The organism is Nocardioides sp., from assembly GCF_014360585.1.
Lineage (GTDB): Bacteria > Actinomycetota > Actinomycetes > Propionibacteriales > Nocardioidaceae > Nocardioides.
Genome location: NZ_JACIXG010000011.1, coordinates 16,306 through 35,132 on the forward strand (window position 1 = coordinate 16,306; position 18,827 = coordinate 35,132).

At 69.3% G+C, this 18,827-nt stretch carries 16 protein-coding genes; 8 read left to right on the top strand and 8 right to left on the bottom strand.

All coding sequences use genetic code 11. The features are described from left to right. Positions 1-125: 125 nt before the first annotated feature. Positions 126-2,252: a prolyl oligopeptidase family serine peptidase gene (locus tag H5T77_RS05890; protein ID WP_292646296.1), complete on the bottom strand. Its 2,127-nt coding sequence runs from the start codon at positions 2,250-2,252 to the stop codon at positions 126-128. A 134-nt stretch (positions 2,253-2,386) separates the two neighbouring features. Between H5T77_RS05890 and H5T77_RS05895 the strand changes: the two genes are divergently transcribed. Continuing rightward, positions 2,387-3,724, top strand: a complete 1,338-nt coding sequence (locus tag H5T77_RS05895; RefSeq protein WP_292646299.1) for an ABC1 kinase family protein — start codon at positions 2,387-2,389, stop codon at positions 3,722-3,724. Positions 3,725-3,726: 2 nt separating this feature from the next. Here the strand turns inward: H5T77_RS05895 and H5T77_RS05900 are convergent, their stop codons facing one another. Together H5T77_RS05900 and H5T77_RS05905 are read right to left on the bottom strand one after the other, a co-directional pair. Further along, positions 3,727-4,146: a VOC family protein gene (locus H5T77_RS05900; RefSeq protein WP_292646302.1), complete on the bottom strand. Its 420-nt coding sequence runs from the start codon at positions 4,144-4,146 to the stop codon at positions 3,727-3,729. 31 nt (positions 4,147-4,177) lie between these two features. Beyond that, positions 4,178-4,495: an SHOCT domain-containing protein gene (locus H5T77_RS05905; RefSeq protein WP_292646305.1), complete on the bottom strand. Its 318-nt coding sequence runs from the start codon at positions 4,493-4,495 to the stop codon at positions 4,178-4,180. Positions 4,496-4,649: 154 nt separating this feature from the next. Here H5T77_RS05905 and H5T77_RS05910 point away from each other — a divergent pair, with 154 nt between their 5' ends. Genes H5T77_RS05910 through H5T77_RS05925 form a run of 4 tightly spaced genes read left to right on the top strand, consistent with a single transcriptional unit; the run spans position 4,650 to position 8,689 of the window. Next, positions 4,650-5,681, top strand: a complete 1,032-nt coding sequence (locus H5T77_RS05910) for an iron-siderophore ABC transporter substrate-binding protein (RefSeq protein WP_292646307.1) — start codon at positions 4,650-4,652, stop codon at positions 5,679-5,681. Between the two features lie 28 nt (positions 5,682-5,709). Beyond that, the gene (locus H5T77_RS05915) at positions 5,710-6,768 is read left to right on the top strand and encodes a FecCD family ABC transporter permease (RefSeq protein WP_292646309.1); all 1,059 of its coding nucleotides are present in this window, start codon (positions 5,710-5,712) and stop codon (positions 6,766-6,768) included. Beyond that, a complete protein-coding gene (locus H5T77_RS05920) occupies positions 6,765-7,850 on the top strand; it encodes a FecCD family ABC transporter permease (RefSeq protein ID WP_292646311.1) in 1,086 nt (361 codons plus the stop codon). Before H5T77_RS05915 ends, H5T77_RS05920 begins: the two co-directional genes overlap by 4 nt. Then, positions 7,847-8,689, top strand: a complete 843-nt coding sequence (locus tag H5T77_RS05925) for an ABC transporter ATP-binding protein (RefSeq protein WP_292646313.1) — start codon at positions 7,847-7,849, stop codon at positions 8,687-8,689. Before H5T77_RS05920 ends, H5T77_RS05925 begins: the two co-directional genes overlap by 4 nt. 5 nt (positions 8,690-8,694) lie before the next feature. Here H5T77_RS05925 and H5T77_RS05930 read toward each other — a convergent pair whose 3' ends face one another. The 4 genes from H5T77_RS05930 to ilvD form a co-directional block, all read right to left on the bottom strand. After that, positions 8,695-9,396: a GNAT family N-acetyltransferase gene (locus H5T77_RS05930; RefSeq protein WP_292646318.1), complete on the bottom strand. Its 702-nt coding sequence runs from the start codon at positions 9,394-9,396 to the stop codon at positions 8,695-8,697. Positions 9,397-9,421: 25 nt separating this feature from the next. Continuing rightward, positions 9,422-10,675 carry an MFS transporter gene (locus H5T77_RS05935; RefSeq protein ID WP_292646320.1) on the bottom strand — a complete coding sequence of 418 codons (1,254 nt, stop codon included), beginning with the start codon at positions 10,673-10,675 and terminating at the stop codon, positions 9,422-9,424. A gap of 91 nt (positions 10,676-10,766) precedes the next feature. Further along, positions 10,767-11,330, bottom strand: coding sequence for a pyridoxamine 5'-phosphate oxidase family protein (locus H5T77_RS05940; RefSeq protein ID WP_292646323.1), 564 nt, complete (start codon positions 11,328-11,330; stop codon positions 10,767-10,769). 79 nt (positions 11,331-11,409) lie between these two features. Next, positions 11,410-13,257 carry a dihydroxy-acid dehydratase gene (gene ilvD / locus H5T77_RS05945; protein ID WP_292646326.1) on the bottom strand — a complete coding sequence of 616 codons (1,848 nt, stop codon included), beginning with the start codon at positions 13,255-13,257 and terminating at the stop codon, positions 11,410-11,412. 210 nt (positions 13,258-13,467) lie between these two features. Between ilvD and H5T77_RS05950 the strand changes: the two genes are divergently transcribed. Beyond that, positions 13,468-14,175: a hypothetical protein gene (locus tag H5T77_RS05950; RefSeq protein WP_292646328.1), complete on the top strand. Its 708-nt coding sequence runs from the start codon at positions 13,468-13,470 to the stop codon at positions 14,173-14,175. Positions 14,176-14,178: 3 nt separating this feature from the next. Here H5T77_RS05950 and H5T77_RS05955 read toward each other — a convergent pair whose 3' ends face one another. Beyond that, positions 14,179-15,246, bottom strand: coding sequence for a WD40/YVTN/BNR-like repeat-containing protein (locus H5T77_RS05955; protein ID WP_292646331.1), 1,068 nt, complete (start codon positions 15,244-15,246; stop codon positions 14,179-14,181). Between the two features lie 138 nt (positions 15,247-15,384). On the opposite strand from H5T77_RS05955, the gene H5T77_RS05960 reads away from it, so the two are divergent. Beyond that, positions 15,385-16,152 (top strand): HAD family hydrolase, encoded by a 768-nt coding sequence (locus tag H5T77_RS05960; protein ID WP_292646334.1) that lies wholly within the window; start codon positions 15,385-15,387, stop codon positions 16,150-16,152. Positions 16,153-16,175: 23 nt separating this feature from the next. Continuing rightward, a complete protein-coding gene (locus tag H5T77_RS05965) occupies positions 16,176-18,803 on the top strand; it encodes a glycoside hydrolase family 65 protein (protein WP_292646437.1) in 2,628 nt (875 codons plus the stop codon). Positions 18,804-18,827: the final 24 nt, after the last annotated feature.

An 18,827-nucleotide genomic window follows, 5' to 3' on the forward strand; every position in this document is an offset into this window, starting at 1 on the left:
AGGCGACGCGCCTGATAAGTACGATGATGCTGTTCAGCATGCTCACACGTTAACCCCAGGTGTCGCGCCGTGTCACCACACCCTATCGGTCGTCCCATGATCTGAGATCACCGTCCCAGTATCTGTCACTCGATCAGTCCGAGCCGCTCACGCAGGAAGGTCCAGGCGAAGGCGGACAGGTGGGCGGACTGGGCGTTGTTGGCCGCCCCGCCGTGACCTCCCTCGATGTTCTCGTAGTAGGTGACGTCCTTGCCGGTGGCGGCCAGCAGCGCGGCCATCTTGCGGGCGTGGCCGGGGTGGACGCGGTCGTCCTTGGTGGAGGTGGTGAGCAGGACGGGCGGGTAGGTCCTCGCCCCGTCGAGCAGGTGATAGGGCGAGAAGGTCTTGATGTACTCCCACTCCTCCGGCACGTCGGGGTCGCCGTACTCGGCCATCCACGACGCCCCGGCGAGGAGATGGGAGTAGCGCCTCATGTCCAGCAGCGGCACCTGGATCACGACTGCGCCAAACAGCTCCGGGTAGAGCGTCAGCATGTTTCCGGTCAGCAGGCCGCCGTTGGATCCGCCCTGGATCCCGAGGTGGCTCGCGTCGCTCACCCCGGTCTCGGCGAGGTGGCGGGCGACGGCGGCGAAGTCCTCGTAGGCCTTGTGCCGGTTCTCCTTCAGCGCTGCCTGGTGCCAGGCCGGGCCGTACTCCCCTCCTCCACGGATGTTGGCGACGGCGTAGACCCCACCCTCGCTGAGCCAGCTCCGGCCGACCCCCGCGGAGTAACCCGGCGTCATCGGGATCTCGAAGCCGCCGTAGCCGTAGAGCAGCGTCGGGGCCGGGCCTGCGCCGTCGAGCGCCGCCTCGGGGCCGACGATGAAGTACGGCACGCGGGTGCCGTCCTTCGACGTGGCGAAGCGCTGCTCGGCGCGCAGCCCCTCGGTGTCGAACCAGGCCGGCGCCGACTTCAGCGGCTCGATCGTCTCCGCGCCAATCTCGGTCAGTCCGTACGTCGCCGGGGTCAGGTAGCCGCTGGTGACGACCCAGACCTCGTCGGACTCGACCGCGTCGACCGCGCGCGTGCCGACCGCGGCCACGGGGTCGGTCGCCGGGAAGTCGGAGCGCGTCCATTCCGCGTTGCCCGACGCCGGCGGCGTCAATGTGTGCAGGCGGTTCTTGACGTCCTCGAAGACGTTGAGGACCAGGTGGTTGCGGGTCCAGGTCGCACCGGCGAGCGAGGTGCTCGGGGTGGGCTCGAAGAGCACGGTGAGGTCGCGCTCGCCAGCCAGGAACCGGTCAGCCTCGATCGCGAGCAGCGAGCCGGCGGCGTACGTCCTCTCCTTCGGCGCCCACTCGTCGCGGAGCTCGACGACCAGCCACTCGCGGTGGAACCCGGCCTCGGCCGAGTCGGGGATGTCGAGCTTGGTGAGGGTCTGCTCGGGGGTGCCGGGGTCGGTGACGACGTACGTCTCGGACCGGTAGAACGCGATCGAGCGGCTGACCAGGTCGCGTTCGAAGCCGGGGGTGTGGATGTGGCGGGCGGAGATGTACATGTCCTCGTCGGTGCCCTCGTAGACCACCGCCGCGTCCTCGAACGGGGTGCCGCGGCGCCACAGCTTCACGATGCGCGGGTAGCCGCTCGGGGTCAGCGAGCCCGGTCCGAAGTCGGTGAAGACGTAGACCGCGTCGGGGCCGCACCAGGAGAGCCCACCCTTGGCGCCGCCCTGCCCCACGGCACGGGTGAACCCACCGTCCGCGGGCGCTACGAACGCCTTCTCGACCAGGTCGAACTCCCTGGTCACGTCGGCGTCCGAGCCACCCGGCGAGAGGTCGACGAGCACCTTGCGCCACGGCTCGCCGGGCTCGGGCCGGAGCACCGAGGCGCCGTGCCACACCCAGCTCTCGCCCTCCTCGGCGGCGAGCGCGTCGAGATCGAGCAGGAGCTCCCACTCGGGGTCGTCGGTGCGGTAGGACTCCGGCGTGGTGCGCCGCCAGATGCCGCGCTCGTGGTCGGCGTCGCGCCAGAAGTTGTAGAGATGCTCACCGAGGAGCGAGACCTCGGGCACCCGGTCGTCGGAGTCGAGCACCTCGAGGATGCGCGCCTCGATCTCGGCGAACACGGGATCGGCCCCGACGCTCGCATGGGCCTCCTCGTTGCGGGCCCGGACCCAGGCCAGCGCGTCTGCGCCCTCGACCTCCTCCAGCCAGCCGAACGGATCCTCCCCGGCAGGGTCGAGCGGGGTCACGATCGTCAGCTCAGAGGTCATGCCACCGCCTCCGTAGGGCAGGGCAAAGAGTACGGATGCGGTGGCCTGACGCTTGTCGTCGTTCGCTGGCGCTCACTCATGCGGGAAGGCTACTTCGCAGGGCCCGAGTTGCAGCCGACAGGCACACTGGCCTCATGAATGAGGCGGAGGGGTCGTCGAAAGGTCTACCGCGGCGAGCGGCGACACGGACGGCCAAGCTGGCCGCGCTGCCGATGGGTTACGCCGGGCGCAAGGCGCTCGGGCTCGGGAAGCGGATCGGGGGCAAGCCCGCCGAGGCCGTGCTGGCCGATGTCCACCAGCGTACGGCCGACCAGCTGTTCCGCACCCTGGGTGAGCTCAAGGGCGGCGCGATGAAGTTCGGCCAGATGCTCTCGGTGATGGAGGCGGCCCTGCCCGAGTCGCAGGCGGCCCACTACCGAGACCAGCTCACCCGGCTCCAGGACTCCGCTCCCCCGATGCCGACCGGGATCGTACGCGGCCTGCTGGCCCGAGACCTCGGCAAGGACTGGTCCGAGCGGCTGGTCGAGCTCTCCGAGGAGCCGGCCGCCTCGGCCTCGATCGGACAGGTCCACCGGGGCCGGTGGGTCGACGGCCGCGAGGTGGCGGTGAAGGTGCAGTATCCCGGCTCCGAGGAGGCGCTGCGCGCCGACCTGCGCCAGATCGGCCGGCTGGGAGCGATCGGCAACGCGGTCGTGCCCGGCATGGACGTCAAAGCTCTCGTCGCCGAGATGCAGGAGCGGGTCATCGAGGAGCTCGACTACCCGAAGGAGGCCGAGGCCCAGCACGTCTTCGCCGAGGCGTACGCCGACCATCCCCTGATCGACGTCCCCGATGTCGTCACAGTGGGCCCGTCGGTGCTCGTGACCGAGTGGGTGGAGTCGCAGGGCTCGATCGCGAAGGTGATCGCCGAGGGCACCACCGAGGAGCGCGACCACTACGGCGAGTTGCTCGCCCGGTTCTGGTTCTCCGCGCCCGAGCTGACCGGGATGCTGCACGCCGACCCGCACCCCGGCAACTTCCGGATCCTCCCCGACGGCCGGATGGCGGTGCTCGACTTCGGGCTCGCCGCCCGGCTCCCGGAGCGAGGCTTCCCCGAGCCGATGGGTCGACTCATCCGGATCGCCTCGACCGGCGACGCCGAGGCGCTGGTCGAGGGTCTGCGCGACGTCGGCTTCATCCGTGACGGGATCAAGGTCGAGCCGCAGCACGTGCTCGACTACCTGGCCCCGTTCGTGACCCCAGCGCTGGAGGAGCGCTTCCGGTTCACCCGGGAGTGGATGCGGGAGGAGTTCAAGCGGATCAACGATCCCAAGGACCCTGCCTACACCGTCGGCCTCAAGCTCAACCTGCCGCCGTCCTACCTGCTCATCCACCGGGTCTGGCTCGGTGGGCTCGGGGTGCTCGCACAGCTCAACGCCGAGGCGCCGTTCCGGGAGATCCTCGAGGAGCACCTGCCGGGTTTCGCGGGCTGAGGTCAGGCCTGGTCCGGCAGCACGGTCTGTCCCACCGGGCCAGGGTTGTAGGCGATCTCCCAGCGGACGCCGTCAGGGTCGGCGAAGTAGCCGGTGTAGCCGCCCCACGCCCTCTCCTCGGCGGCGGAGGCCACGCGCCCGAGCGACCGGGCGAGCCACAGGATGCCGTCGACCTCCTCGCGGGTGGCGACGTTGTGGGCGAGGGTGAACGGGGCCACGCCGTCGGCGGCGGCGATCGGACCGACCTCCTCCTCGAACTCGGCCCGGTCCCACAGCGAGAGGATCACGTGCTCACCGACACGGATCATGAGCACCCCGTCGGCCTCGAGCTCCGGGGTCCAGCCGAGTCCGTCGACGTAGAACGCCCGACTCACCGCGACGTCGGCGACGGCGAGCGTGATGAAGCTGATGCGCTGGTCCATGGCAGCCAAGGCTGCCACAGACCAGCGGGGCTCAGGCGTCCTTCGTGCTGCCCGGCTTCTCTCGCAGGACGTCGCGGCGAGCGCGGTACTCGTTCTCGTCGATCTCGCCCGCGGCGTACCTCTCGGCCAGCCTCGCCTCACCCGCGCGCCGCGGCCCCTCGGCCACCCGCTTGCGGGCGAGGACGACGATCGCGGTGATGATCGCCGCGATCACGAGGAACCACAGGATGGGGAAGATCGGCCAGAACGCCGGCGGCCCTCCCCCGTCGTGCCACGGGCCGCTCTCGCGCCACGGACCCCAGCTGTCGCCGGTCACGGCCAGGGTTGCCATCGTCTCGTTGATGCTCATCGTTCTGTCCAATCTGCTGGGCTCTCTGTGCCCTCCAGACTGCTGCGCCCGAGCCGCCGGCACATCGGTTCAAAAGCGGGGACGGGGTACGCAATCCCGCGTAGGTTAAGACCTCGAGTAAGGTACGCCTAACCTAAACAGAAAGCGGGACGAGATGTTCATCGCACGGAAGGCGGCGGTGCCCGTCGCACTCGTCGTGGCCGCGGCAGGCCTGGCGGCGTGTGGCTCTGACACCGAAGGCTCCTCGAAGAACGCTGCGGGCGGGAGCTGGAAGCCCGTCACCGTGCAGCACGCTTACGGCGAGACGGTCATCGAGAAGAAGCCCGAGCGGGTGGCCACCGTCGACTTCGCCAACCAGGAGGTCCCGCTAGCGCTCGGGATCGTCCCTGTGGGCATGTCGAAGATGACCTGGGGCGACGACGACGGCGACGGCGTCCAGCAGTGGACCGAGGACAAGCTGAAGGAGCTCGACGCCAAGACGCCTGTGCTGTTCGACGAGACCGACGGCTACGACTTCGAGGCCGTCGCCGGCACGAACCCCGACGTCATTCTCGCCGGCTACTCGGGCCTGACCGAGGACGACTACAACACTCTCAGCGAGATCGCCCCGGTGGTCGCCTTCCCGGACGACCCGTGGGCGACCGAGTGGCGCGACTCCGTCCTCCAGAACGCCAAGGGCCTCGGCATGGAGTCCGAGGGCAAGGACCTGGTCGAGGACCTGGAGCAGACCATCGCCGACGCCGCGGCGTCGCGACCCGAGCTCGAGGGCACGACCGGCATGTTCATGACCCATGTCGACCCGGCAGACCTGAGCGAGATCAACTTCTACAGCGCCGCTGACACGCGGTCGAAGTACCTCGCCGACCTCGGCATGGAGGTCGCTCCGAGCATCATCAAGGCCACCGGCGACAGCGGCGACTACTCCGGCTCGATCAGCACCGAGCGGGCCGACGAGCTCGCTGACGTCGACGTCATCATCACCTACGGCGGCCAGGAGCTCATCGACGCCCTCGAGGGGGACCCGGTGCTCTCCCAGCTGCCGGCAGTGAAGAACAAGGCGATCGTCACCCTCGACGGCGCCGAGGCGATGGGCACCGCGGCCAACCCGACCGCGCTGTCGGTGCCGGCCCTCGCGGAGGACTATGTCGGCCTGCTGGCCGACGCAGCCGCGTACACCACCGAGTGACCGTCGCGCGACGACGGATCGACGTGAGATGACGACGTCTCTGACCAGCCCTCCAGGATCCGCGCCCGCCGACCCCGCAGCCCAGCTGCGCGGCACCCGGCGGACGCGGAGCCTGGCGCTGCTCGTGCTCGCAGCCGCCGTCCTGGCGGCCGCGGCCACCTCCATCGTCCTGGGCTCGCGCGAGGCGTCCTGGGCCGACATCTGGGCCGGCGTCTCCGGCCAGGCGGAGGGGTTCGCCCAGGCCGCGGTCGCCAAGCGGGTGCCACGTACGGTGCTGGCTGCCGCCGCGGGAGCCGCGCTGGCGGTGTCGGGACTGGTGCTGCAGGGCATCACCCGTAACCCGCTGGCCGACCCCGGCATCCTGGGGATCAACACGGGCTCCTCCCTGGCCGTCGTCGCCGGTATCGCCTGGTTCGGCCTGGTCTCCCCGATCAGCTACATCTGGGTCGCCATCCTCGGCGCGGCGCTCGCATCGGCGTTCGTGTGGACGGTCGGGTCGCTGGGCCGAGGCGGCGCCACCCCGCTCAAGCTCACCCTCGCCGGCGCCGCCACCGCTGCCGCGCTGTCGTCCTTCGTCACCGCGGTCGTCCTGCCCCGACCCGACATCTCCGAGAACGTCGTCTCCTGGCAGGTCGGCGGCGTCGGCGGAGCCACCGACGACAAGCTGTGGCTGGTGGCACCGTTCCTCTTCGTCGGCGCTCTGCTGTGCGTCTGGTGCGCCCGCGGACTCAACATGCTCGGCCTCGGCGACGACCTCGCCTCCGGCCTGGGCGAGCACGTGACCCGGACCAGGCTGCTGGCCGCCGTCGGTGCCGTCACCCTCGCCGGGGCGACCACCGCGATCACGGGACCGATCGCGTTCGTCGGGCTGGTCGTGCCGCACATCGGTCGCCTCCTGATCGGGACCGACCACCGCTGGCTGCTTCCCTTCAGCGTGATGGGCGGCGCGGTGCTGCTGTTGGTCGCGGACGTCCTCGGACGCGTCGTCGCCCCGCCGACCGAGGTGGACGTCGGGATCATCACCGCCATCGTCGGAGCGCCGGTCCTCATCGCGGTCGTGCGCCAGGCCAAGGTGCGTGAGCTGTGACCGTCTCCCCCTACGCCATCGGGGCCGAGGCGGCCGACGCTGCCGACGCTGCCGCGGACCTGCGCCTGGTCGTCGCGGCCCGCCGGGGCCGCGAGCGCAGGCGTCGTCAGCTGATCGCCCTCCTGACCGCACTCGTGGCGGCCGCCTACCTCGGCAGCCTGATGCTTGGCTCGACCACCTACGGACTCGGCGAGGTGGCCTCGGTCGTGTTGGGCGACGGTGCCGGCGGTGCCGAGTTCATCGTCGGACGGCTGCGGTTGCCCCGAGCCACCCTCGCGCTGGTGGTGGGGATCGCCTTCGGGTTGGCGGGCGTCACCTTCCAGACCCTGCTGCGCAACCCGCTCGCGAGCCCCGACGTCATCGGCGTGACCGAGGGCGCGAGCGCTGCCGCGGCCGTCGCCATCGTCAGCTTCTCGCTCGGCGGCCTCCTCGTCTCCTGGGTCGCGGTCACGGCAGGGGTGGGCGTCGCGCTCACCATCTACCTGCTGGCCTATCGGCGCGGCACCGCGGCCGGTACGCGTCTGATCCTCATCGGCATCGGCATGGCCGCGATGATGCAGAGCGTCATCTCCTGGCAGCTCGAGCGCGCCACCAACTTCCAGCTCGCCGAGGCTCTGCGCTGGCTCACCGGCAGCCTGAACGGAGCGCTGTGGCGCGACGTCCTCGTGGTCCTCACGGCGGTCGTCGTGCTGGGCGGCGCCGTGCTGCTCCAGACACGTGCCCTCGCTGCCGCACAGCTCGGTGACGATGCGGCCTCCGCCCTCGGCGTACGCATCGAACGGACGCGGCTGCTCACGATCGTCGCCGCGGTCGGGCTGGTGTGCGTGGCGACGGCGGCATCCGGACCGATCGCGTTCCTCGCTCTGCTGTCCGGTCCCATCGCAGCCCGGATCGTCGGCTCCCGGGGCTCCCTCCTGGTTCCGGCGGCCCTGGTCGGCGCGCTGCTCACCCTCGTCGCCGACTTCGCGGGCCAGTACGCCTTCGGCACCCGGATGCCGGTCGGCGTGGTCACCGGCATCCTCGGCGCTCCCTACCTGCTCTACCTCATCGTCCGCGTCAACAGAGTCGGAGGCACCCTGTGACCCTCAACCAGCCCGCTGACCAGCCCAACGGCCGGCCGCGCTTGGAGATCGAGAGGCTGACTCTCGGCTACGGCGACCGGGAGGTCGTGCACGATCTGGATCTCGTCATCGCTCCGGGCGAGGTCACCGCCATCGTCGGTCCGAACGCGTGCGGCAAGTCGACGCTGCTTCGGTCGATGACACGGCTGCTGCCGCCCCGGACCGGCCGCGTGCTCCTGGACGGCAAGGAGGTCCACGCGACGCCGGCCAAGCAGCTCGCCCGGCGGATGGGTCTGCTGCCGCAGTCGCCGATCGCGCCGGAGGGGATCACCGTCGGCGAACTGGTGGGCCGTGGCCGGCATCCGCACCAGCGAGTCATGACTCGTTGGTCGGAGGCCGACGACCGCGCGGTGACCGCTGCGCTTCGCGCCACCGACACCGTCGAGCTGATCGGTCGCTCCGTCGACGAGCTCTCCGGTGGCCAGCGTCAACGGGTCTGGATCGCGATGGCACTCGCGCAGGAGACCGAGGTGCTGCTCCTCGACGAGCCCACCACCTTCCTCGACATCAGCCATCAGGTCGAGGTGCTCGACCTGCTGACCGACCTCAACCGCAGCGCCGGCACCACGATCGTGATGGTGCTGCACGACCTCAACCTCGCCGCCCGTTACGCGGACAACCTCATCGCCCTGCACGACGGCCGCCTGCATTCGGCCGGCCGACCCCATGAGGTCTTGGTGCCGGAGCTCGTCCAGGACGTCTTCGGGATGCGAAGCACGGTCATCCAGGACCCGGTCTCGGCCAAGCCGCTCATGCTGCCGATGGGGCGTCACCACGTCGTGGCGCTGGACGCGCTCTAGCTTGGCTACGCCCCGAGCCGACTGCGCTGGCGTCCGTGCTCGTCGAAGTTCTCCGGCGAGAGCCAGCGCTCGTGCTGCTCCCGGACGGCGGGCCACTCCTCGGCGGTGACGGAGAACCAGTCGGTGTCCCGGTTGCGGCCCTTGACGACCATGTGGTTGCGGAACCGGCCCTCGTAGGTGAACCCCAGTCGCTCCGCGGCCCGTCGTGACGGCTCGTTGAACGAGTCGAGCTTCCACTCGAACCGGCGGTAGCCCAGCTTGTCGAACGCATGCCGCATGAGCAGGTGGATCGCCTCGGTCGCCATCCGGGTCCGGGCCAGCGACGGGCCGAAGAGCACACCGCCGACCTCGATGCTCCCGTTCCCTGGATTGATGGCGTGGTAGCCCGCGACGCCGCTCGCCCGGCCGTCGCGTTCCCCTTCCTTCGGGACGAACGCGAACGGCACGACATCGTCGGCATCGACGAGACCCGCCAGGTGCATCCACAGCTCCTGCAGCGAGGTGGGCATCGGGATCGGCCGGTAGGTCCACAGGTCGGCGTCCCCGGGTCCGCAGACCCCGGTGTAGAGGTCCGAGTACAGCGTCGACGAGAGCGGCACGACCCGGACGTAGCGCCCCTCCAGAGCCACCGGCTCCGGCCACGGCCGCGCCTGCCAGCCCTCGACGAGGTCACCCACGGGATAGGAGAAGTCGGTCACGGTGGTCATTCTCGCCGACCTCCGTGACCGCTGCTCAGCAGGCCGCCGCATCCACCGTCGCGAGCGAACGTCGAGCCGCACCGACGGCGAGCATTCCGAGCACGCAGACCAGGAGCAGCACACCGGCGAGGACCATCACCGACTCCACGGCGAACCGGTCCGCGAGCGGCCCGAACACGATCATCGAGACCGGCATCGCGACGGACATGACGATTCCGTAGAAGCCGAACACCCGGCCGCGCATCGAGTCGTCGACCTGCTCCTGCAGGACCGTCATCGCAGGCACCAGCAGGGTCTGGAACAGGATGCAGATCACCAGCCCGGCGACCGAGAACATCCAGAAGTCGGTCGATACTCCCAGCCCGACGACGAGCACACCGACGCCGATCGAGGCGGCGACCATCAGCCGCATCCGGCGCTTCACCTTCGGTCCGAACGCAGCCATCATCGCACCACCGACGAGCATCCCGACGCTCCAGAACAGCTCATTGACGCCCAGCATCCAGACCTCCTCGCCGAAGCTGCGCGTGATCATCAACGGCGTGAGGTGCGCCGGGGCGCCGGCCATGAACATGACGACCGCCACGAGCACCATCACCCAGCGCACCGACGCGTTCCCCCTGACGTAGCGAACGCCCGCGGCCAGGTCGCCGAAGTAGCTCACCGGCTCTGACGAGCCCGCCGCCCGAGCCACCCGGGCCACCGGAACCAGAAGAAGCAGGAGTACGCCGGCCACGGCCGTCACCACGTCGATGAAGAAGACCGCGACGATGTCGGTGCTCGCGTAGATCCCGGCGGCCACCGCCGGCGCGAACAGCATCATCCCGGACTGGATCGTCTGCTGGACGCCGTTGACGCGCATCAGGTGCTCGGCCGGGACGATCTGCGGGAGCATGGCGTTGACCGCGGGGCCCTGGATCCCGGCCAGCGCGGAGCGGACCGCCATGGCGACGAAGATCATCCACAGGTCACCGGCCCCGGTCAGCATCAGCAGCGCAAGCACCAAGGTGGCTGCCGCGATCGTCGAGTCGGCCCCGATGATCAGTAGCTTGCGTGAGTGCCTGTCGGCCCACACTCCGCCGAAGACCGACACCACCGCCTGCGGCAGCATCCCGGCCGCGACGCTCAGGGTCAGCACCGCGGCCGACCCGGTCTCGACCGTGAGGTGCCACATCACCGCGTACGCGACGATCATCGACCCCAACGACGACACTGTCTGGCCGCCGAGGAAGACCAGCACGTCCCGCTTCCAACGATCCGACCCCTGATCCGACCTCTGATCCGACATCGCAACCACTCCCGCCTCAGGTGGGCCGCCGTGTCGGCCCCTCACCCATCCCACGAACGGGGAGCATCGACTTCGACACGACGAGCGGCGACTACTCCGGCGCCGGGTCGAAGTCGAAGGCGGGGAGACCGTCGAGACTGACCGGGTTCTTCCGGCGCCGGTACTCGGCGGAGCCGTCGACCCCCTTGCGCTCGAAGTAGGCCGGGAGCAGCTCGCGCTCACCGACGTACGACATCAGCGGGACGGCGAAGCCACAGGAGTCGGAGACCCGCTCGATGTCCACGACGACGACCGCGCGGGCGCCGGGGAGGTCGGTGAAGCGGCCGGCCAGGGCGGCGTACTCCTCGTCGTAGCGGGTGACGACCCGGCCACTGCCGTGGAAGCGGACGATGTCCGGCGCCCCGTCGAAGGCGCAGAACATCACTGTGATCCGGCCGTTCTCGCGCAGGTGGGCGATGGTCTCGCTGCCGCTCCCGGTGCCGTCGAGCCACGCGAAGGTGAGCTCGTCCAGCATCCCGAAGGTGCCCGGCATGCCCCGCGGCGACACATTGACGTGGCCATCATCGGCGAGCGGCGCGGTGGCTACGAAGAAGACGACCTGACGATCGACGAACTCCCGCAGGCGACCCTCGACGCGCGCATGAACCTTTCCCATGCGGCAGATGGTGTCAGCCGAAGGTTGTGAAGCTGAGAGCGGCCTATAGGTCACTCTCAGCTTCACAACCCTGAGCGGACTACTCCGGGACGAGGCGGTAGGCGCCGTCGGAGGCCGAGGTGGCCATCGAGGCGTAGGCCCGCAGGGCCGCGGAGACCTTACGGTCGCGGTTGGCCGGGGTGTAGGGCTTCTCGCGCTTCTCCTGAGCCGCGCGCCGCTGGCCGAGGACGATGTCGTCGACATCGAGGGAGATCGAGCGGTTCGGGATGTCGATGGAGATCTGGTCGCCGTCCTCGATGAGCGCGATCAGGCCGCCGCCGGCCGCCTCCGGGGAGACGTGGCCGATCGAGAGACCGCTGGTGCCGCCGGAGAAGCGGCCGTCGGTGATCAGCGCGCACTTCTGGCCCAGACCGCGGCCCTTGAGGAAGGAGGTCGGGTAGAGCATCTCCTGCATGCCCGGCCCACCCTTGGGCCCCTCGTAGCGGATCACCACCACGTGGCCGGCCTCCACCAACTTGCCGAGGATGCCCTCGACCGCAGCGTCCTGGGACTCGAAGACGATGGCCGTCCCGGTGAAGGTGAGGCAGTCGTCGGGGACGCCGGCGGTCTTCACGACACAGCCGTCGGGAGCGATGTTGCCTGACAGGATCGCCAGACCGCCGTCGGCGGAGTAGGCGTGCTCGAAGTCGCGGATGCAGCCCTCGGCGGCGTCGGTGTCGAGGCTCGCCCAGAGGTTCTCGGTGGAGAACGCCTCGGTCGTACGCACCCCGCCGGGCGCGGCGAGGAAGAGGTCGAGCGCCTCCTGGCTGGGGTTCTCGGCGCGGATGTCCCAGGCGCCGAGCCACTCGTCGATGGTGTCGGAGTGGATGGTGTGGACGTCCTCGTTGAGCGCGCCGCCGCGGCGCAGCTCGCCGAGCAGGGCGGGGATGCCGCCGGCGCGGTGGACGTCTTCCATGTGGTACTTCGGGCTGTTGGGGGCGACCTTGCTCAGGCACGGGACCCGGCGCGAGATCTGGTCGATGTCGTGCACGTTGAAGTCGAGCTCGGCCTCGCGGGCGGCCGCGAGCAGGTGCAGCACGGTGTTGGTCGAGCCGCCCATGGCGACGTCGAGGGCGACGGCGTTCTCGAAGGCGCTGCGGCTGGCGATGCTCCGCGGCAGGACGGACTCGTCGTCCTCCTGGTAGTAGCGGCGGCAGAGCTCGACGACCGTACGCCCCGCCTCCTCGAACAGCGCACGGCGCTTGGCGTGGGTGGCCAGGGTCGAGCCGTTGCCGGGCAGGCTCAGGCCGATGGCCTCGGTGAGGCAGTTCATCGAGTTGGCGGTGAACATGCCCGAGCACGAGCCGCAGGTCGGACAGGCGGCGCGCTCGACCGTGTCGAGGAGCTCGTCGCTGACGTCCTCGTTGACGGAGAGCACCATCGCGTCGACCAGGTCGAGCTTGTCGTGGACGAGGCCCTCGACGGCGACCGTCTTGCCGGCCTCCATCGGGCCGCCGGAGACGAAGACGACCGGGATGTTGAGGCGCAGGCTGGCCAGCAGCATGCCCGGGGTGATCTTGTCGCAGTTGGAGATGCACACGATCGCGTCGGCGCGGTGCGCCTCGACCATGTACTCCACCGCGTCCGCGATCAGCTCGCGGCTCGGCAGCGAGTAGAGCATCCCGGCGTGGCCCATCGCGATGCCGTCGTCGACGGCGATCGTGTTGAACTCCTTCGCTACTCCCCCAGCCTCCTGGATCGTCTCGGCGACGATCTTGCCGAGGTCACGGAGGTGGACATGGCCGGGTACGAACTCGGTGAACGAGTTGGCGATCGCGATGATCGGCTTGCCGAAGTCGTCATCGGTCATGCCGGTCGCGCGCCACAGCGCGCGGGCACCCGCCATGTTGCGGCCCGAGGTCGAGGTTGCGGAGCGAAGAGTGGGCATATCGCAAGGCTAGACCCGTTGGTATGGCTCTCCGAACACGCGCCATGCGGTGGACGGCGATCGATCGCTTCAGACCGGAGCCAGCCAGCGGGGCCCTGAAATGCCGGGCGGAGCCTTCAAATGGCTGAGGGCCCATGGCGGAAGCCATGAGCCCACAACACGATCTGTAACGGAGAGACCTGCCTCCGCCTTCACCTACAGTCTAGGCCCATGACAGCGACTCCTCAACCGAGCGATACGCAGGCCCGCATCGCCTCGTTGCTGAGCACACCGCGGTTGACGCCTTATCTCACCCTGACCAACGGCAACCTGAAGGAAGCCCTCCAGCTCTATCGCTGGAACATCGAGCTCTCGGGTGCGCTCTACGAAGCCGTTCACGTGGTCGAGGTGATGATCCGCAACGCCGTGGACGAACAGCTTCGCTCCTGGAACAGCAACCAGCGGGATCGCGCCACGGGGCGCACCCACGACAGCGACTGGCTGCTCGATCCGGCACGGCTCCTCAACCGGCTCGTCGGTCGTGACATCCGGAAGGCGGCCAACCGTGCGACCCGTGAGCTCTCCGCGAAACCAGGCAGGAAGGTCACTCACGACGACATCCTCGCCCAGCTGTCGTTCGGAACGTGGCGGTTCCTCCTGCCCGACCGCGATCCCGGCAGGCAGCACCTCTGGATCCACGCGATCAGCAACGCCTTCCCACACCACGACGGCCAGGTGCAGACGTTGGTCGAGGACGTCCACGCCATCTACGCGCTCCGCAATCGCCTCGCCCATCTCGAGCCGGTCCTTGCCACGAACACCGCACTGACAGCTCACGTACGGCGCGTTCGCGAGGTTCTCGAGACCATCGACCCGAACGCCGCCACCTGGTTCGTGTCCCGGCAGCGGGTCAACGCCGTACTCGGGAATCGCCCCTGAGGTTCACACCTTCGCGGCCCGGACCACCATCACGTCGGGGATGTCGCGGAGGATCTCGCGCCAGGTCTCGCCTGCGTCGGCGGATGCCCAGACGGAGCCGTTGCGGGCGCCGAAGTAGACCCCGGCCGACTCGTGGTCGTCGGCGCACATCGCGTCGCGCATGACGCCGACGTAGAAGTGGTCGGGCAGGCCCGAGTCGAGCGCCTCCCAGTGGTCGCCGGCGTCCCGCGAGCGCCAAACGATCGGCTTGGCCTCCGGTGGGTAGCGGGACTCGCCGGCGCCGATCGGGAAGGTGAAGATCGTATCGGGCTCCTTGGGATGGACGACCATCGCGAAGCCGAAGTCGGTCGGCAGGCCGTCAGCGATGGACTTCCAGGAGACACCCTCGTCGTCGGAGCGGTAGACACCGCCGTGGTTCTGCAAATAGAGCCGCTCGGGGCGAGAGGGGTGGCGAGCGATCTTGTGGACGCACTGGCCGAACTCGGGGTACTGCTGCCCCTCGGGCAGGAAGACCGCGATGATGCCGTTGTTGCGCGCCTCCCAGGACTTCCCGCCGTCACGGGTCTGGTAGACGCCGCCGGTCGAGATCGCCGCGGTCACCGAGTCCGGATCGGTGGGGTGCGGCAGGATCGTGTGGAAAGCCTGCCCGCCGAACCCCTCGCTCCACTCGGTGCGGTGGGGGTGGTCCCACAGCCCGCGGACGAGTTCGAAGGACGCGCCGCCATCCTGCGACCGGAAGATCGCGCCCGGCTCGACCCCGGCCCAGATCGTGCCCTCCGGGAGGCCGGGCTGGAGCTGCCAGACCCGAGCCAGGCTCGTGTCGACGTCCTCGGGGAACGACATCGAGGTCTCGGTCCAGGTCTCACCGCCGTCGGCCGAGGCACGCACCAGCGCACCCAGCCACAGCGAGGAGCATCCGGCAAGGACTCGCCCGGTCCCGGGCTCGATCATGGCGGAGTAGATCTCCTCCATGTCATGGTGCGGACCGGTGAAGTCCCAGTCCTGCCGAGCGTCGTCAGAGCGCCCTATCCACAGACCCTTGCGGGTCCCGACCAGCAGCTGCGTACCCATGCTTCCAGCATCCACCCGCTCGCCGTCTGTGACCAGGCGATTTCAGCGAAGAACGCGGAAGGAAAACATCTTGTCTCGTCGACGCCGGCCGCGGCCCGGCTCTTCGGCCTGGGGCCACCCAGCCCCTAGCCTGAAGTCATGACCAGACCTGTTGCCTGGGAGACGTTCACCGCGATCCTCTTCGACCTCGACGGCGTGATCACGCCGACCGCGGTCGTGCACATGCGTGCATGGGAGGAGATGTTCAACGCCTACCTGCAGGAGAAGACCCCCGGCGCGCCCGCCTACACCGACCAGGACTACTTCGCCTACGTCGACGGCAAACCGCGCTACGACGGGGTGCGTGACTTCCTCGCCTCCCGTGACATCCGGCTTCCCGAGGGCACCCCGGCGGACCCGCCGGAGCTGGAGACCGTCTGTGGTCTCGGCAACCGGAAGAACAACGCCTTCAACCTGGTCCTCGAGCGCGACGGCGTGGAGGCCTACCCCGGGTCGGTACGGCTCCTGGACCACCTCGCCACGCTCGACGTCCGGCTCGGCGTCGTCTCCTCGTCGGTCAACGCGCCGACCGTGCTGAAGGCGGCCGGCCTCCTGGACCGGTTCGAGACGGTCGTGTCGGGAGCCGTCGCAGATGAGCAGGGGCTGCCCGGCAAGCCTGCACCGGACACCTTTGTCTACGCCGGTAAGGTCCTGGGAGCCACCCCGGGTGAGGCCGTCGTCCTGGAGGACGCCGTCTCCGGGGTACGCGCCGGCAGGGCAGGCGATTTCGCGCTCGTCGTCGGGGTGGATCGCGGCGCAGGCCACGACACCCTCACGGCCGCCGGCGCCGATCTCGTCGTATCCGACCTTGCTGAACTTGTACCCAGTGGACACAGTCCTGATCCTGCTCGAGGAGCACAGCAGTGAAGACCAACGCCGGCCCGAACCCGATGGACCGGGCCCGTTATCCCATCGACCCGTGGCGACTGGTGGAGACCAGCTACTCCCCCGAAGATCTCGGCCTGACCGAGACGATCTTCAGCGTCGCCAACGGCTATCTCGGCATGCGCGGCACCCCGGAGGAGGGGCGCCCGACCTACGCACACGGCACCTTCATCAACGGCTTCCACGAGACCTGGCCGATCCTCCACGCCGAGAACGCCTACGGCTTCGCCAAGACCGGCCAGACCATCGTCAACGCCCCCGACGCCAAGATCATGAAGATCTATGTCGACGACGAGCCGCTGACCTTCGGCACCTCCGACCTGGAGGAGTACGAGCGGGTGCTCGACTTCCGCGCAGGCGTGCTGCGGCGACACCTGGTGTGGCGTACGCCCTCGGGCAAGCGGGTCGCGATCAACTCGACCCGGATGGTGTCGATGACCCAGCGTCACCTCACGATCCAGACCCTGGAGATCACCATGCTGAGCGGCTCGGCGCCGATCGTGGTCTCCTCCCAGCTGCTCAACCGCCAGGACGGGAAGGACGAGTATCACGTCCCGTCAGCCGCGCTCGGCGAGGGCATGGACCCGCGCAAGTCGACCTCCTTCGACACCCGTGTGCTGATCCCCCAGATGTCGGAAGCCGACGAGGAGCGGATGACCCTCGGCTACCGGTGCGCCAACTCCGGGATGACGATCGCGGTCAGCGCAGCCCACCAGCTCGACACCCCGGACCCGGTCGAGACCGTCGTTCGCGCCGAGGACGATCTGGCCAAGACCGTCTTCCGGGTCGACGCGACCGAGGGCAGCACGCTGCGGGTGCAGAAGACGGTGGCGTACCACACCTCCCGCGGGGTGCCGGTGCGCGAGCTCGCCGATCGCTGCGAACGTACGCTCGACCGGGCCACCCGCCAGGGTGCGAGCCACCTGGAGCGCGACCAGCGGAACTGGTACGACGAGTTCTGGTCGGCCGCCGACGTCGAGATCACCGCCGCCGACGAGGATGACGCCGAGGACATCGCAGCGGCCCAGCAGGCGATCCGGTTCAACCTCTTCTCGCTCGCCCAGGCGACCGCCCGCACCGACGGGCTCGGCGTGCCCGCCAAGGGGGTCACCGGCTCCGGCTACGAAGGGCACTACTTCTGGGACACGGAGTGCTACGTCATCCCGTTCCTCTGCTACACCCAGCCCGAGGTCGCCCGCAACGTGATGCACGCCCGCTCGGTCATGCTTCCGGCGGCCCGGCAGCGGGCGCTGGAGATGGCGGCGAAGGGCGCGCTGTTCGCGTGGCGCACCATCAACGGGCAGGAGGCCTCGGCCTACTACGCCGCCGGCACCGCGCAGGTGCACATCGACGCCGACATCGCCTTCGCGCTGATGAAGTACGTCTACGCGACCGGCGACACCGGCTACCTCATCCGCGAGGGCGTCGACATCCTGGTCGAGACCTCTCGGATGTGGGCAGACCTCGGCTTCTGGCGCCACAACGGCGAGCCGTCCTTCCACATCCACGGCGTGACCGGGCCGGACGAGTACACCACGGTGGTCAACAACAACCTGTTCACCAACGTGATGGCCCGCTACAACCTGGAGAAGGCCGTCGAGACCATGGAGATGCTCCGCAAGGAGCATCCGCGTGAGCACGCGCAGGTCATGGGCCGGCTCGACATCTCCCCGGACGAGGTCGAGGAGTGGGGTCGCTGCGCTGCCGCGATGCACATCCCCTACGACGAGGGGCTGGGGATCCACCCCCAGGACGACAACTTCCTCGACCGCGAGGTGTGGGACCTGCCCAACACCCCCGACGATGTACGCCCCCTGCTGCTGCACTACCACCCGCTGGTCATCTACCGGTTCCAGGTGCTCAAGCAGACCGACGTGGTGCTCGCCCTCTTCCAGCAGGGCAACCGGTTCACGCCTGCGGAGAAGCGGGCCGACTTCGAGTACTACGACCCGATCACCACCGGTGACTCGACGCTGTCGGCGGTCGTGCAGTCGATCATGGCGGCGGAGGTGGGCTACCAGGACGACGCGCTGCGCTACTTCTACGACGCGTTGTACGTCGACCTGCACAACATGCACGGCAACACCGTCGACGGGATGCACATCGCCTCCACCGGCGGCGTGTGGGGCGGGCTCGCGTTCGGCTTCGGCGGGATGCGCGACTACGACGGCAAGCTCTCCTTCGACCCTCGGCTGCCGGCGGAGTGGGGCTCGCTGGTCTTCCGGGTCCAGTGGCACTCGACCCGGATGCAGGTCGCGCTGACCGCCGACCAGATCGTCTTCACCGTCATGGACACCCCCGGCGAGGAGTTCGACATCCCGATCAGCGTCCGCGGGGAGGAGTTCGTGGTCTCCAAGGGCTCCCCGGTCATCGTGCCGCTCGCAGACCAGGGGCTGCGGATCAGCACCCACCTCGACGAGGAGCCGCACGGCGGCGTCCGGTCCGACGGGTCGAAGATCACCGCCACCGTACCGACGCCGATCCCGCCGGAGGTCTACGAGCAGGATCACATCGAGCGCCTCGAGCACGCGACGATCCCGCACGACGGGTCGCACGGGTCCGACCGGCTCTCGGAGGAGGCCAACGCGGCCGTCAATCTCTCCAACATCTCGCAGGCGGACTCGGCGCAGTAGGCGGCCTTTGCGGGCCCTAGACTG

What these genes read in the sequence shown, in the direction of transcription:
- H5T77_RS05890 (WP_292646296.1), bottom strand. Translation starts at nt 2,252, where the DNA reads ATGACCTCTGAGCTGACGATCGTGACCCCGCTCGACCCTGCCGGGGAG.
- H5T77_RS05895 (WP_292646299.1), top strand. Translation starts at nt 2,387, where the DNA reads ATGAATGAGGCGGAGGGGTCGTCGAAAGGTCTACCGCGGCGAGCGGCG.
- H5T77_RS05900 (WP_292646302.1), bottom strand. Translation starts at nt 4,146, where the DNA reads ATGGACCAGCGCATCAGCTTCATCACGCTCGCCGTCGCCGACGTCGCG.
- H5T77_RS05905 (WP_292646305.1), bottom strand. Translation starts at nt 4,495, where the DNA reads ATGAGCATCAACGAGACGATGGCAACCCTGGCCGTGACCGGCGACAGC.
- H5T77_RS05910 (WP_292646307.1), top strand. Translation starts at nt 4,650, where the DNA reads ATGTTCATCGCACGGAAGGCGGCGGTGCCCGTCGCACTCGTCGTGGCC.
- H5T77_RS05915 (WP_292646309.1), top strand. Translation starts at nt 5,710, where the DNA reads ATGACGACGTCTCTGACCAGCCCTCCAGGATCCGCGCCCGCCGACCCC.
- H5T77_RS05930 (WP_292646318.1), bottom strand. Translation starts at nt 9,396, where the DNA reads ATGACCACCGTGACCGACTTCTCCTATCCCGTGGGTGACCTCGTCGAG.
- H5T77_RS05935 (WP_292646320.1), bottom strand. Translation starts at nt 10,675, where the DNA reads ATGTCGGATCAGAGGTCGGATCAGGGGTCGGATCGTTGGAAGCGGGAC.
- H5T77_RS05940 (WP_292646323.1), bottom strand. Translation starts at nt 11,330, where the DNA reads ATGGGAAAGGTTCATGCGCGCGTCGAGGGTCGCCTGCGGGAGTTCGTC.
- ilvD (WP_292646326.1), bottom strand. Translation starts at nt 13,257, where the DNA reads ATGCCCACTCTTCGCTCCGCAACCTCGACCTCGGGCCGCAACATGGCG.
- H5T77_RS05950 (WP_292646328.1), top strand. Translation starts at nt 13,468, where the DNA reads ATGACAGCGACTCCTCAACCGAGCGATACGCAGGCCCGCATCGCCTCG.
- H5T77_RS05955 (WP_292646331.1), bottom strand. Translation starts at nt 15,246, where the DNA reads ATGGGTACGCAGCTGCTGGTCGGGACCCGCAAGGGTCTGTGGATAGGG.
- H5T77_RS05960 (WP_292646334.1), top strand. Translation starts at nt 15,385, where the DNA reads ATGACCAGACCTGTTGCCTGGGAGACGTTCACCGCGATCCTCTTCGAC.
- H5T77_RS05965 (WP_292646437.1), top strand. Translation starts at nt 16,176, where the DNA reads ATGGACCGGGCCCGTTATCCCATCGACCCGTGGCGACTGGTGGAGACC.